The organism is Acinetobacter sp. CIP 101934, from assembly GCF_000369585.1.
Lineage (GTDB): Bacteria > Pseudomonadota > Gammaproteobacteria > Pseudomonadales > Moraxellaceae > Acinetobacter > Acinetobacter schindleri.
Map to the genome: position 1 here is coordinate 43,876 of NZ_KB850094.1, position 13,186 is coordinate 57,061.

Below are 13,186 nucleotides of genomic sequence, written 5' to 3' on the forward strand. Positions count from 1 at the left end.
TAATGGCTTGTTAACTCAATACTTCTTCTTTGGACATGGCCCGGAAATAGGCAGGACGATGAGATAAGCGTTCCAGATAGGCTTCAATCGCCGGATAACGTTTACCCGTACGGGTCTGAATGGCATCTAATGGGAAACTCATCTGAATATCAGCAAAACTAAATCGACCGGCAAAATATTCATGCTCGCTCAGGTAGTCTTCCAGATATTGAATATGATCTTTAAGACGCGGCTGTACAAATTTACTTTTAATTCCACTGGTAATCTGTCGCGCCATAGGACGCAGCAAAAATGGTGTGTGCTTCTCAACGGAATTAATGACCAGATGCATAACCAGTAACGGCATCAGTGAGCCTTCGGCATAATGCATCCAGTACCGGTACTGCTGTTTGGTAGTAGAATTGAGCGGCTGAAACTCCATACCCACATCATAAGTTTCCTGCAAATATTGTAAGATTACCGCAGATTCTACCAGCACCTGATCACCATCAATCAGGATCGGCGCCTTCCCCAATGGATGGATCATCTTCAACTCTGAAGGGGCAGAAAAGTTAGGCAGCCGTTTATGGAACTTGATTTCATAATCTAGCCCCAATTCTTCCAATGCCCATAAAATACGGAACGATCGGGACTGCTCAAGATGGTGTAGGATACGCATGTTAGACTCTTTTGTTATTGTCGTGTTATTGCCGCTTTAGCATAACAAAAAGTGTCTGGTTTCGGTGAAATGCTTTACGAATTATATTACATTTCAATCAGCCTTCTTTACATATAGCGAGATCAAAGTAATGTAGTTCGAATTTCCAGACTCCGTAGCAAAGTTTTGGTCACTGGCGTTTTTTGACAAATTTCCAGAATTTTTAGCCGCAATGTTTCATCTAACGGATTTTGAAAACTTAAACGTCGTTCAATCCATTCCTGCCCTTCCCGATTGGCAAAGAAATCGGCTTCAACCTGAAACTCCCCCAGCTCCAGATCTTTATGGCTGGCATACATACGCAAGCTAATCATGGTGCAGGAAATCAAGCCTGCCAGCAGAAAATCATAAGGTGCGGGACCACGATCCTGACCACCAAAAGCTTCCGGCTTATCTGTCAGATATTGGTGATTGCCATGACTGATCTGTCCCTGCCATGGTGTTTCCAGACTATGTACACGAGCACTTGCAAGCATGGCCATTTCTTCTTCCTTATTTTATTGATGATCCATTTATTTTGAAGGACGCATATGGCCCGGGAAAGCAGGGGCTTCAAGTCGTGGTCCCTCGTAGGCAGGAATCGAGCCAAATCGTTCATGCTCTGCAATCCATTGCTCACGTGCCATTTTCAATTCTTCAGTCGTGCGGCCAACAAAGTTCCACCATAGTAAAATCGGGCTTTCAAAAGGTTCGCCCCCCAGCAACAGTACACGGCTTCCGGCATGAATCTCGATATTTACCCGATCCAGCCCCGGTTCCAGAATCACCATATTATCTTCAGTCAGTTCATGTGCGTTGATACTGGCCGTCCCTTCCAGTGCCAGAAAACCATATTCAAATTTCGGATGAAGCGGTAATACTGCCTGGGTACTGTCTGCTGCATACAGATCCACCCCGAGCAGTTCACTATGTACCTTCACTGGTGATATTGCCTTAAGATATTCCCCGACCAGTACCGTGAACTCAATGCCTTGATCCTCAACCACAGGCAATTCCGGATAATGATCAAACGCGGGTGCCATATTGACCATATCATCTGGCAAAGCGATCCAGAGCTGTGCGGCATGCATTTTAGTTTCTGTTTCAGGTGCAACTTCAGAATGGGAAATGCCATAACCAGCCGTCATCAGATTGACCTGACGCGGACGTAGTAACTGCGCACTGCCCAGACTGTCACGATGCATCATAGTACCTTCAATCATCCAGGTAAAAGTCTGCAGACCAATATGTGGATGTGGTCCTACATCCAGGCCATCCCCTTGCGGGAAATGAGCAGGTCCGGCATGATCCAGAAAACACCATGCCCCGATCATCCGTTTATGCCGGCTTGGTAACGCACGCTTGATCACTGTTCCCTGACCAATTTCAGCACGGCGTAATGGAAATTCTGCAATAAACTGATTGACGTATTTTGTACAATCATCTGAATTGAAAAGTTCGATATCATTATTATTCGACATGTTCTGGCTCACTCGGCTGGGTCAAAAGATCATAGCAATTCAGATCGGTAAAAAGAGTGCTACTTTCAGGATTGTGCTTGTCATATTTGCAACAATCTTTAACTTCAACGGTCTGATCTGTACTTGATCTGATTTCTTGTTTTCATGGGTACTCCAAATCTTGAATCTATCCTTAAAATTCGAGGTCGCAACTAGGTAAAGATCACTCAAACCTTTTTTAGCATTTTTCATTTTAATAAGGTGAGGTTTACACATACTGCAACAAACAATTATCTCGGATTGTTTCACGTGAAACAGACTTATATTTAATTTTTTGTAAATTAAATCAAATAATTAATTCAATAATACCTAAGTTTTGGCTTTCTCCTTTCGCAGAAAAAATGTTTTGTTACTTTTTCCTTCTCCATGCGTCGCAATCTATCCGTTTGACCATAGATTCCTGACCCTAAAGTTTGCTCATAATATGTGCGAATTTTTAATGGATTGAAAAATGACGATTGCCGATGGCAGGATGGATGCAAATATGCAGGCTTCCTTGCAGAGTCTTAATCGGCATTCTTCGGAACAACTGCAACCTTCCGAGAATGACCTGAAGAACCGTCAAGTGCTAGAAGATGCACTTGTGGATCGGCACGCCCGTATTCCTGTGCAATTTCTACCTCATTTTTACGACTATCTGTACCGGCATAACTACCATAGTCTGCGCCAGATCCACTTACTGGCACAGTTGGTGTTCCTGCTATATTTCTTTGCCGATATCTTTATCATCCCCGACCTGATGATGGTTTCTGGGTTTACTCGGGTGATTTTGGTCTTAGCTTTCTGGATCGTCTGTGAACTGTTATTTCAATACAGCCAGAACATTCGCTTGCTCGATCTGATCCTGCCGATAGGGACTACGCTTTGTGCTGGAGTATGGATCCTGCTCCTGCTCTCTTCTACCAGCCTACATGTAGAAAATTACTTGTATGCTGCATCCATTTTTATTCTGATTACCAATCTCTGCATCAAGGTTCAATTTAGGGCTGCACTATATTGTTCAATCCTGATCAGCCTGCTGGTCCTGATAGCAATGACGCAGCTAATGACGTTATCGGAAGCTTTTATCTTTATGGTCGTGTTCAGCCCAGTGTTGCTGTTTAGCCTGTATTTTAACTGGAATAATATCTTGCATACCCGTCGTGCATTTATCCGTACTTTATTAGATGAATGGAACTACCATATGGTGCGTAATCTCGCCCATACTGATGAACTGACTCAGCTCTATAACCGCCGGCATTTTGTTAATCTGGCAGAAAACTGTATTCATGACTGGCCAAGATATTCAAGCACCTGTCTGCTGATGTTTGATGTGGACCATTTCAAGCAGATCAATGATAGTTATGGGCATGATGTCGGGGATCGGGTATTACAGTTAATTGCAGATACAGCGCGTAAGGAAATGCGCCATAGTGATGTACTGGCACGTTTTGGTGGTGAGGAGTTTATTATTTTGCTGTCCGATACACAGTTGCAGGATGCTTTGGTAATTGCCGAGCGCATTCGTAATTCGATTCAGCAGCAGTATCTCTATGCCCGGCCTGAGCTGGTATTGAAATTTACAGTTTCGATTGGTATTGCTGAGTTAGAGTCCCATACTCAGGACCTGGATGATCTGATTAAAAAAGCGGATGTGGCGCTTTATGCTGCCAAGAAGAGTGGACGTAACCGGATTGAAGTGTATCGTCCAGATATGAGTTCACCGTTTCAATCTGATTTACAGAATTTTTATACTGAAAAATATATTAACTTATGAACAGTCATAGAGGTGACTTAAACGTATAGACAGTAAATCCAGCCTATCTCCTTTGTTGCTTTGTACTCACTCTCCCTTTTTTGTAACCGAAAATATTTATTCTAGATGACTACTTTTAAAGTGAATTTTTAAGGAATAGAATAAAATTTATACAAAACTTAATATATAAAAAATTTTATTTTTTATGGGGAAGGCTGAATGCCACAGGAATATCATAAGGAGTCACGCCTTCTGATTCAGCAGGCGCTTAAAGATCCTCTGGTGTGTATTCCTCAGGCATTAAAATCTGCCTATTATTCTCATCAGAAAAAGCTGCATCTGAGATATCTGCTTCAGGTGAATCTGTTTGCACAGTTTGCTTATGCTTCCTATACCCTTGCGGATATTTATGTACTGCGTGACATCCACACCCTGTTGCTTGTAACCAAACTGGGTTTTACCTCAGTCATGACCCTGATCACGGTCTGGATGTACCAGCATAGCCGGAATTTACCACTCTTTGATCTATTGCTACCCACTTCGATTATTGGTGCCAGTGCGGTCTGGTTTTTTAATTTAAATCAGTCAGAAAGTCCTTATAACCTGATCTATCAATATTCCTCTCTGGTCTTTATTGTTCTGGCAAATTTAAGTGTACATATCCGTTTCAGGCCTTCCCTGATCATCTCGGCCCTGATTACCTTCATGATCTATATTGGTGTGTATTTCAATGTTAAAGGCGATCTGCAACAGCTGGTTCTGTTTTCTCTGATTTATTTGCCGGTGCTAAGTTTTAGTATTTATATCAGCTGGAATTCAACGCTTAAATCTCGGATTGTATTTTTACAACATACCTTGAACGAATATAACCGTCAGGCTTTTGAGCATATGGCGCATACCGATTCCCTAACAGGATTAAATAATCGCCGCTTTTTTGAATATTTGGCTCAGCAACATCTAACACATAGGCTTGAAGAAGGAACACCGAGTCCTAGTTCATTAATCGTCTTTGACGTCGATCATTTTAAAAAGATTAATGATAACTATGGTCATGATATTGGCGACCAGGTACTGCAAATCATTGCAAAAACAGCTCAAAGTGAAATGCGAAATACTGATATTCTGGCGCGCTACGGCGGGGAAGAGTTTATTGCCCTGCTTCCTGATACGCATCTGGATGATGCTCTAAAAATTGCCGATTGTTTAAGGCAGCGCATTGAACAGACCGAAGTATTTCTTGATCAAGTTCAATCCTTAAAATTCACCATTTCAGTGGGTGCGGCGATCTTGGAAACCTGTGAAACGGACCTGTATACCGTAATTAAACAGGCGGATATTGCGCTGTATCAGGCCAAGGCCAACGGACGGAATCGAGTAGAGCAATATGATTCTTTCATTAGTCCAAATGTAGAGCTGCAAACGCAAGGTTCCTGGAGTAATGACCGAAATATCAAAGTGGCTGGAGAATGACTAAAAGATTGTTTTGCCAATCATCTTAAAGATTGTACTTTTTTATATAGATTTATTGCTTTTAAATACTAGCTGTATATAATTGCAACATATAGATTAATCTATATTTAAATTTAATCTTTTAAAAATAATTGCTTATAATTGAATATAAGCAAATGTAAGACTTAACTAGGAACTAGTTATAGTCTTTTTTTGTCACCTTTAAAAAGGGTTATAAAGTGAAACTCCTTGCTCAACGCCGTAAAGAATTAGCAGCCCAATTGGCTCGTATGACTGAAGAAGAGTTATATATTCAAGTACGTAATGAAGCTGCCCATAAGGTTACTCAACGCTTAGCTGAAGGAAATGTTCGCTTACAAACTGGACGTTTCTCAAACAAATTAATATTAAAGCAAGCTATAGCATAAAAATTTTACATTTTCAAAAAAGGCATCTAAGATGCCTTTTTTATTCAATTTTTTAAGGAAGAATATGAATCAGATTGTGGATGTCACTCCAAATACTCTAACTTCGACATCATCAGTCATACCATATTCACACAATGATATAAAAAACATGTTTGATGAACTCCATGCTGCATTTCAAAATGCCGAAACATGGGCGAAACGTGTCGAAAATATTATTGATGATGTTCCTATCGCTGCAATTAATCAAATGCGTTATGCTGGTTACCATATCAGTAAAGTGTTGAGCAAATCGAATTTCTTTCCCGCTGAAGCACCTCATCAATGTTTAGTAAATATTGATGATCTTCGCTCAGCATATAAACATTTATTACGTGCCTATTTTGATTCTTTGGATCAACTAACTCAACAACTTGAAGCAGAACTAAAAACTTACGAAGCCAGTTTCCAAGATCTTAATTTAGTTGTTACAGACCATTTTCCAGACTTTTTTGATTGGATGGATGCCGTAACTGAAATCGGTCAATTTGATATTTCACATAATACTGAGTCAGTTAATCAATTTGCTATCAGCAAAAATGATAGAGAAGCTCATTATCAAAAAATAGTTGATAAAATTGAAGATTTAGTAAAAATCAAAAAACAATTTAGAGCTATTGCTAACTGTTTAGTTGTTCAAGCGAAATAAATAACAAAAGAGGTCGAAGCCTTAGAAAAAGCTGAGCTCGAAGCAGCTGAGGCAAAGCAACGCGAAATTGAAACCGCTAAGTTAGCCCAAACAAATGCATTCTGGGCAAAATTTTCAGGAATAACTGCATTTATCGCTATTATTGTTGCTATTTTAATTGCTGCATTTCAATAATAAAGGACGCCTAAGCGCCCTTTATTAAATAATTTCCGTAAGGAAATTACTCCCATTCAATCGTTGCTGGTGGTTTAGACGATACGTCATAAACCACACGAGAAACTTCAGCAATTTCGTTCATGATACGAGTTGAGATTTTATCTACAAGCTCGTATGGAAGGTGAGCAAAACGAGCTGTCATGAAGTCAACAGTTTCAACTGCACGAAGTGCAATGACCCACGCATAACGACGACCATCACCTACAACACCAACAGATTTAACTGGCTGGAATACAGCAAATGCTTGCGCAGTTTTGTCATACCAACCGCTAGCACGCAGTTCTTGCATGAAAATGTCATCTGCCAAACGGAGAATGTCAGCATATTCTTTTTTCACTTCACCAAGAATACGGACACCTAGACCCGGACCTGGGAATGGGTGACGATAAAGCATTTCAAATGGAAGACCTAAAGTGGTACCCAATTTACGTACTTCATCTTTAAACAGGTCACGAATTGGTTCAACCAGTTCAAATGCTAAATCTTCTGGTAAACCACCCACGTTGTGGTGTGATTTAATCACGTGTGCTTTACCCTGTTTGCTTGCAGCAGATTCGATCACGTCAGGGTAAATCGTACCTTGAGCCAGGAAGTTTACACCATCAAGCTTACGTGCTTCTTCAGCAAATACTTCGATGAATTCACGGCCGATGATTTTACGTTTTTTCTCTGGATCAACTTCACCCGCAAGTGCAGTCAAGAAACGCTCTTCAGCATCAGCACGAATGACACGGATACCCATGTTTTTCGCAAACATGTCCATAACCTGGTCGCCTTCATTTAGACGAAGTAAACCATTGTCCACGAATACGCAAGTCAATTGGTCGCCAATTGCACGGTGTAACAGCGCCGCAACAACTGATGAATCCACACCGCCTGAAAGACCGAGCAGTACTTTTTGGTCGCCAATCTGTTCACGAAGCTGTTCAACACGAAGGTCGATAATGTTTTCAGAGTTCCACAGGCTACGGCAACCACAGATATTGTGAACGAAGTTAGACAGTAACTCTTTACCTTTGGCAGTATGAGTGACTTCCGGGTGGAACTGAATACCATAGAAACGGCGTTTTTCATCAGACACCATTGCGACCGGACAGCTTGGTGTACTGGCAGTAATCTGGAAGCCTTCTGGAATTTGAGTCACTTTGTCACCGTGGCTCATCCAGACTTTCAATTTGTCTGCTGAATCTTCAAGATCGCCAATAAGACCATCACGGATTTGAATGTCTACTTCTGCATAGCCAAATTCATGTACTGTACCTGGCTCAACCTTACCGCCAAGTTGTGCAGACATGGTTTGCAGACCGTAGCAAATACCCAATACAGGAATGCCCAAGTTGAACACAACTTCTGGCGCACGCGGGCTGCCTTCTTCGTGAACGCTCTCAGGACCACCTGACAAGATGATACCGTTTGGATTAAATGCACGAATGTCTTCTTCAGACATGTCATAGGCAAACATTTCAGAATATACGCCAGACTCACGTACGCGACGTGCAATCAATTGGCTATATTGAGAACCGAAATCCAAAATCAGGATACGATCTTCAGTGATTTGAGTATTGGTAGTCATGACAAACAACTATAGAAAGGCAAACGAAAGATAAGCGCCGTATTCTATCATTTTTCGCTGCATTAAGCACACTGTTTCAAGGCGCTTGAAATATATACATATTTAGCACTGTATCTTGATCAGACTGAATTTTTTGTCAGATCTGCTTCAATCCTGGATTCAAGATTGAATGAGATTGAAGCAGAACCTTAAATGTGGTTATTTCACTTTTTCGATACTAATCACATCAATATCGGTAGGTTTCTGACGATGAGTATCTACCTCACCAAGCACACGAACGTTATCACCCGCTTTTAACTTTAAGGGTTTCCACAGGTCATCATCAACATCAATAATAATCGTGCCACTGCTGTCTCGAAGTTCAAAATCATCACTCTGCGGTGCAACTTGACGCACAATTTTACCTGTTAAGGTCACACCAGTTTCATCCGGCATTTTTTGTGCTTGAGCAATGCTGACTTTATTTTTTTGAGCTTCAGCAAGGAGGGCCTGATCTGACTTTGCCCATGCACCGCCACTAACAACGAGTCCCGTCATCAATACAGCTAAAATTTGCTTTTGCATTCAATATACTCCTTAAACAACAGGTTTAAATTCCTGATTCTATCTAATCAGAGTGAATGCACTGCACGAAGCTTAATTCTGTAAAGCTAGTTTAATGTTATGTATCCACAAAAAAAGCGGTCTTAGACCACTCGATTGGATCGTTGTTTTACTATTGGCGCTCAATCAGATGATCAAGACTGAAGCGACCTGCACCCTGTAATACCAATAGCAATAAGCCGCCTGCCATCGCGAAGTTTTTCATAAAGTTCACTGCATCCTCAGGCGTACCATGAAATAAAAATGCAGTCACTAAGCTAAAGCCAGCCAAAAGTGCTGCCACAACACGAGTCTGCAAGCCAAATAAAATCGCTAAACCACCACCCAACTCCAGCAAAATTGTCACAGGTAATAATTCAGCAGGAACACCCATAGCTTGCATATAACCAACTGTTGCTTCATAGCCAGCGATTTTGCCCCAACCTGCCACAATAAAAATATAAGCCATTAAGACACGTGCAGACACGAATGTTGCGGATTCAAGTACAGGATGAGCAACAAGATTGGCGATAATACGATTTGGATTCAACATGATAAAAACTCGAAGATGATTGCTAAAACATGAGCACATCTTATAAGTTTCATTTTTAATTATTAATAACCAAAATAAGATTCATCATTTTATTTTTAGAATGATGAGACTGGAAATAGACCACTTTTGATGCTGACTTTAAGCCTAATCACTGTTAGGATTTGGGCACACTTTTGCTTGTACTGGCGCCATGGAACTGCTTGATTTTATCCTACATGTAGATGACCATCTGCTTGAATTCATCACCAATTATGGGGTGTGGATTTATGCCATTCTTTTCCTGATTATCTTTGTAGAAACGGGACTGGTAGTCATGCCTTTCCTGCCGGGTGACAGCTTGCTGTTTGCTGCGGGGGCACTTGCAGCATCTACTGGGGCCATGGATCCGTGGGTACTGATTCCGCTCCTATTTGTGGCAGCAGTACTGGGTGATACGCTGAACTATCATATTGGCAAGTTCATCGGGCCGCGTGTGTTTGAAGTTGAATCGCGCTTTATCAATAAAAAACACCTACTAGCAACCCAGCAATTTTTTGCCAGACATGGTGGCAAGACTATTATCTTTGCCCGTTTCGTGCCTTTCGCCCGTACCTTTGCTCCTTTTGTGGCCGGTGCTGGCAGCATGAATTATAAATATTTCCTGAGCTATAACGTGATTGGTGGTTTTTTGTGGATCAGCTCTTTTGTGATTTTGGGTTATCTGTTTGGAAATATGCCAATCGTTAAAGATAACTTTACCTATCTGATCTTCGGCATCATTATTATTAGTGTATTGCCAGGCATCTTCGGTTTTATTCAACAAAAACTGAAAAAGAACAAAATGGCTTAAATCCTGATCGCTGAACTCAGTTAAATATACTGATGATCAGCGGAATCAGGCAAAGCAGCAAAAACAGGACCGACCCTTTATATACGAGGTCGGTTTTTATTTTCTCCGACTCCCCTGCCAGAATTGCCTGACCGAACGCCATCCAGAAGACAAACACTGGTAATGTCACCAGACTAAATATCGCGAACACCAGTACGAAATTAGTTGGATTTTCCCAGGTCGCCATGGGAAAAATACCGGAAGCAAACAAAGCCGCTTTAGGATTTTTTAAAGTCGCAGTAAACATCTGCCAAGGCCGGATCATCGGGTGCTTATGATTATGCTGCTCTAGCTGTTTGGCTTTAAACAGTCTGAAGGTCATCCAGCCTACAGTAATTGTGCTCAGTATATGCAGCATGCCCTGAAAATTCGGCCAGATCGGGACAGCAAGATGTATCAGCAAGGCCCAGACATTAATGGCATAGAAGTAACCCAGCAGAATAGCAGGTATATATAAACTGGTTCTGGCCTGACCATGTTGATGTGCCGCACTGGCAACCAGTGCATTGCCTGGGCCCGGAATCATCAATACTGTAATTACAGCCAGAATAAATAGCCAGTTTTCGATCATACGCAAACTTACCGCAAAGAATGGCGCAACATTAACGAATCTGCTCAATATATAACAAGATGAAAATTCTCATAAATTTGTTCCGAGCAGTCATTCCAGCTAGTTTTATATGCAAAATAATGTCCCTTTCCGGAATGCGATGCTAAAAAATGCCGACCTCAGTCAGCATTTTTATTTTTTATCTTCATCATTATATTTTTGGTGCAGCCTGGCGAATGATCAATGGGCAGCTCTTATAGCGCGCTGCCTGAACAATCGCTTCCTGCTCACCTAAAACACGTGCCAGTTCGGTCTTCTTGGTATTAGAGGACTGCCCCATATTCACTGAAATGCTCGGCCCAATGCCCCAACCACTATGGCTACCCCAGCCGCCACCCATACCGACGCCTACGCCAACACCCGTTCGTTTCGGCGCTTGTACACCATTGTCGATATACTGCTGGATACGGTTATATTCACCTTGCAGCTGACCGCAGTCATAGGACTGATATTGGGTGGGCGACACATAGGTCGGCTTGACGATCGTAGCACAGGCACTTAACAAGGCCAGGCCCACGATGCCAAGACTGAATTTCATGAGTTTCATGCTGGAATCATCAATCTTATTTTTGCTCAATCTCATTGAACAACGATTGATAGGCCTGAGTCAATTTATGATCAGTAGCCAGATGAATTAAGGGTTGATTTTTCTGATGAGATTCTTTCATGATCACCGATGGCGGCAACATATTTTCCAATACTGGCAAGCCCTCATCTTTCAGCTGTTGCACCACCTCACGTGGCAGTTTGGCCTGAGCCTGAAATTGATTAACCACAATCCCTTCAATTTCCAGACGGTTATTATGGTCGTCCTGGGTTTCGATGACATTTTCAATCAGGGTATGCAGGGCACGTTTGGAAAATACATCACAGTCAAAGGGAATCAGTACCCGATCTGCCGCAATTAAAGCTGATAAGGTAAAGAAATTAAAAGCCGGCGGCGTATCAATAAACACCCGCTCATACTGACCCGTTAACTGTTGTAAGGCATCACGTAGTTTATAGATCTTATGTTTGGATTCCAGTGCATGTGCCAGTGTGCCGAGACTTGGGCTGGCTGGAATCACATCCAGATGTTTAAACGGTGACTGGTGCACATAGCTTTCCAGGCCTTTAGTGCGGGTTTTTAGAATTGAGCCGATGGCATTGCCAATCAGACCCTTGTTCTGCTGGCTGCCCAGCACTTCATCAAAATAGTTTTCAATATTGGGTTCTAATGCAGGCTTGTCTCCCGAATAGGTTGCATCATCACCAAGCAGATACTGGCTGGAATTGGCCTGTGGATCGAGGTCAATGAGCAGGGTTTTATGCCCCTGATGTGCACTGATTGCTGCCAGATTTACAGCAATACTCGACTTCCCCACGCCCCCTTTTTGGTTAAACACCACACGTGTACGCATTAAAACCCCCTATTATTTTTATCAATCTATTTTAAATTTAGCCAAACAAAATGATGTTATTTTCTAGCCAAAAGTTGGCTTGATAATCACCAGTGCCATAATTGCAGCTAATGAAATAATTGCAATAACCAGGCCAGCACGACGTTGAACCAACAGGACAGAGTCATCTTTTTTATAGGCTTTCATCAAAGATGAAACCAGTACCAGAAATAAAATGACCTTGGCATAGAACCAGGGTTGTACTTCAAAGTTTTTTATCACTAGCGAAATGACACCCGTCAAAGCAATTACGGCAAGTGCCAGATGCTGCAAGGCAACAAATAGCTTGCGTGCGACCGGATTAGGTAAATTACCCTGTGTACCAACAAACAAGGTAAATGCACGTGCCAGAATCGCGATAATTGCCAGACTGGCCGCTGACATATGGATAATTTTGACTAATAATTGGGTTTCCATATGTTCCTCTTAGTTTTTTGGGGCATGTGCACATTCAGGACTGGTCGTATCCTGACCGCTCCACTCTTCTGGAACAAAAGCATGGATTGCTAATGCATGGATTTTTTCCGGGCTCAGTAAATCGCCTACTGCGGCATAGACTTTCTGATGACGCTGTACCTGACGCAGGCCTGCAAAAGCTTCACTCACAATCACCGCTTTAAAGTGTGATTCCTTACCCGGGTAATAGCCACCGTGACCAGAAGACTCATTTACCACCTCAAGATGAGATGGAGACAGGGTAGCCAGACGCTCTCTTAAGACTTGTTCAATACTCATGGCCTTTCTCCGCAATTACAAATGATCCAAATTCTATTCAGTATACTCTGTTCTGTCATGAGTTTTACTGTGCTCAAGGAGAGTTAAAGGTTGCCAAGGCTCTGTTTTAACAAAATT

At 41.9% G+C, this 13,186-nt stretch carries 16 protein-coding genes; 5 read left to right on the forward strand and 11 right to left on the reverse strand.

The window, feature by feature from the left end; translation table 11 throughout:
• Window positions 1-10: 10 nt before the first annotated feature.
• The 3 genes from F899_RS00750 to F899_RS00760 form a co-directional block, all read right to left on the reverse strand.
• Entirely contained in the window at window positions 11-658 is a 648-nt protein-coding gene (locus tag F899_RS00750; protein ID WP_005220314.1) for a glutathione S-transferase, read from the reverse strand.
• Between the two features lie 122 nt (window positions 659-780).
• Window positions 781-1,179: an OsmC family protein gene (locus tag F899_RS00755; RefSeq protein ID WP_005220317.1), complete on the reverse strand. Its 399-nt coding sequence runs from the start codon at window positions 1,177-1,179 to the stop codon at window positions 781-783.
• A 30-nt stretch (window positions 1,180-1,209) separates the two neighbouring features.
• A complete protein-coding gene (locus F899_RS00760; RefSeq protein WP_005220320.1) occupies window positions 1,210-2,157 on the reverse strand; it encodes a pirin family protein in 948 nt (315 codons plus the stop codon).
• Window positions 2,158-2,647: 490 nt separating this feature from the next.
• Between F899_RS00760 and F899_RS00770 the strand changes: the two genes are divergently transcribed.
• The 4 genes from F899_RS00770 (at window position 2,648) to F899_RS00785 (ending at window position 6,493) form a co-directional block, all read left to right on the forward strand.
• Window positions 2,648-3,952, forward strand: coding sequence for a GGDEF domain-containing protein (locus tag F899_RS00770; protein WP_005220322.1), 1,305 nt, complete (start codon window positions 2,648-2,650; stop codon window positions 3,950-3,952).
• 198 nt (window positions 3,953-4,150) lie between these two features.
• The gene (locus tag F899_RS00775; RefSeq protein WP_005220324.1) at window positions 4,151-5,401 is read left to right on the forward strand and encodes a GGDEF domain-containing protein; all 1,251 of its coding nucleotides are present in this window, start codon (window positions 4,151-4,153) and stop codon (window positions 5,399-5,401) included.
• A gap of 218 nt (window positions 5,402-5,619) precedes the next feature.
• Window positions 5,620-5,808: a hypothetical protein gene (locus tag F899_RS00780; RefSeq protein WP_004895331.1), complete on the forward strand. Its 189-nt coding sequence runs from the start codon at window positions 5,620-5,622 to the stop codon at window positions 5,806-5,808.
• Between the two features lie 64 nt (window positions 5,809-5,872).
• Window positions 5,873-6,493 (forward strand): hypothetical protein, encoded by a 621-nt coding sequence (locus tag F899_RS00785; RefSeq protein WP_004895333.1) that lies wholly within the window; start codon window positions 5,873-5,875, stop codon window positions 6,491-6,493.
• A 220-nt stretch (window positions 6,494-6,713) separates the two neighbouring features.
• Here the strand turns inward: F899_RS00785 and guaA are convergent, their stop codons facing one another.
• The 3 genes from guaA to F899_RS00800 all read right to left on the reverse strand — a co-directional run bounded on the left by guaA (window position 6,714) and on the right by F899_RS00800 (window position 9,417).
• A complete protein-coding gene (gene guaA / locus F899_RS00790) occupies window positions 6,714-8,282 on the reverse strand; it encodes a glutamine-hydrolyzing GMP synthase (RefSeq protein WP_004895334.1) in 1,569 nt (522 codons plus the stop codon).
• A gap of 198 nt (window positions 8,283-8,480) precedes the next feature.
• Window positions 8,481-8,846: a NirD/YgiW/YdeI family stress tolerance protein gene (locus F899_RS00795; protein ID WP_004895336.1), complete on the reverse strand. Its 366-nt coding sequence runs from the start codon at window positions 8,844-8,846 to the stop codon at window positions 8,481-8,483.
• Window positions 8,847-8,997: 151 nt separating this feature from the next.
• Window positions 8,998-9,417, reverse strand: coding sequence for a DoxX family protein (locus tag F899_RS00800; protein ID WP_004895338.1), 420 nt, complete (start codon window positions 9,415-9,417; stop codon window positions 8,998-9,000).
• Window positions 9,418-9,607: 190 nt separating this feature from the next.
• On the opposite strand from F899_RS00800, the gene F899_RS00805 reads away from it, so the two are divergent.
• Entirely contained in the window at window positions 9,608-10,246 is a 639-nt protein-coding gene (locus tag F899_RS00805; RefSeq protein WP_004895339.1) for a DedA family protein, read from the forward strand.
• Between the two features lie 16 nt (window positions 10,247-10,262).
• On the opposite strand, the gene F899_RS00810 is transcribed toward F899_RS00805, so the two are convergent.
• The 5 genes from F899_RS00810 to F899_RS00830 all read right to left on the reverse strand — a co-directional run bounded on the left by F899_RS00810 (window position 10,263) and on the right by F899_RS00830 (window position 13,069).
• On the reverse strand, window positions 10,263-10,856 hold the full coding sequence (locus F899_RS00810; protein WP_004895341.1) for a LysE family translocator: 594 nt from the start codon (window positions 10,854-10,856) through the stop codon (window positions 10,263-10,265).
• A 190-nt stretch (window positions 10,857-11,046) separates the two neighbouring features.
• Entirely contained in the window at window positions 11,047-11,442 is a 396-nt protein-coding gene (locus tag F899_RS00815; RefSeq protein WP_004895343.1) for a hypothetical protein, read from the reverse strand.
• 16 nt (window positions 11,443-11,458) lie between these two features.
• Window positions 11,459-12,295: a ParA family protein gene (locus F899_RS00820; protein ID WP_004895345.1), complete on the reverse strand. Its 837-nt coding sequence runs from the start codon at window positions 12,293-12,295 to the stop codon at window positions 11,459-11,461.
• A 63-nt stretch (window positions 12,296-12,358) separates the two neighbouring features.
• Window positions 12,359-12,751, reverse strand: a complete 393-nt coding sequence (locus F899_RS00825; protein WP_004895347.1) for a SirB2 family protein — start codon at window positions 12,749-12,751, stop codon at window positions 12,359-12,361.
• Window positions 12,752-12,760: 9 nt separating this feature from the next.
• On the reverse strand, window positions 12,761-13,069 hold the full coding sequence (locus tag F899_RS00830; protein ID WP_004814186.1) for a BolA family protein: 309 nt from the start codon (window positions 13,067-13,069) through the stop codon (window positions 12,761-12,763).
• Window positions 13,070-13,186: the final 117 nt, after the last annotated feature.

What these genes read in the sequence shown, in the direction of transcription:
- F899_RS00750 (WP_005220314.1), bottom strand. Translation starts at nt 658, where the DNA reads ATGCGTATCCTACACCATCTTGAGCAGTCCCGATCGTTCCGTATTTTA.
- F899_RS00755 (WP_005220317.1), bottom strand. Translation starts at nt 1,179, where the DNA reads ATGGCCATGCTTGCAAGTGCTCGTGTACATAGTCTGGAAACACCATGG.
- F899_RS00760 (WP_005220320.1), bottom strand. Translation starts at nt 2,157, where the DNA reads ATGTCGAATAATAATGATATCGAACTTTTCAATTCAGATGATTGTACA.
- F899_RS00770 (WP_005220322.1), top strand. Translation starts at nt 2,648, where the DNA reads ATGACGATTGCCGATGGCAGGATGGATGCAAATATGCAGGCTTCCTTG.
- F899_RS00775 (WP_005220324.1), top strand. Translation starts at nt 4,151, where the DNA reads ATGCCACAGGAATATCATAAGGAGTCACGCCTTCTGATTCAGCAGGCG.
- F899_RS00785 (WP_004895333.1), top strand. Translation starts at nt 5,873, where the DNA reads ATGAATCAGATTGTGGATGTCACTCCAAATACTCTAACTTCGACATCA.
- guaA (WP_004895334.1), bottom strand. Translation starts at nt 8,282, where the DNA reads ATGACTACCAATACTCAAATCACTGAAGATCGTATCCTGATTTTGGAT.
- F899_RS00795 (WP_004895336.1), bottom strand. Translation starts at nt 8,846, where the DNA reads ATGCAAAAGCAAATTTTAGCTGTATTGATGACGGGACTCGTTGTTAGT.
- F899_RS00800 (WP_004895338.1), bottom strand. Translation starts at nt 9,417, where the DNA reads ATGTTGAATCCAAATCGTATTATCGCCAATCTTGTTGCTCATCCTGTA.
- F899_RS00805 (WP_004895339.1), top strand. Translation starts at nt 9,608, where the DNA reads ATGGAACTGCTTGATTTTATCCTACATGTAGATGACCATCTGCTTGAA.
- F899_RS00810 (WP_004895341.1), bottom strand. Translation starts at nt 10,856, where the DNA reads ATGATCGAAAACTGGCTATTTATTCTGGCTGTAATTACAGTATTGATG.
- F899_RS00815 (WP_004895343.1), bottom strand. Translation starts at nt 11,442, where the DNA reads ATGAAACTCATGAAATTCAGTCTTGGCATCGTGGGCCTGGCCTTGTTA.
- F899_RS00820 (WP_004895345.1), bottom strand. Translation starts at nt 12,295, where the DNA reads ATGCGTACACGTGTGGTGTTTAACCAAAAAGGGGGCGTGGGGAAGTCG.
- F899_RS00825 (WP_004895347.1), bottom strand. Translation starts at nt 12,751, where the DNA reads ATGGAAACCCAATTATTAGTCAAAATTATCCATATGTCAGCGGCCAGT.
- F899_RS00830 (WP_004814186.1), bottom strand. Translation starts at nt 13,069, where the DNA reads ATGAGTATTGAACAAGTCTTAAGAGAGCGTCTGGCTACCCTGTCTCCA.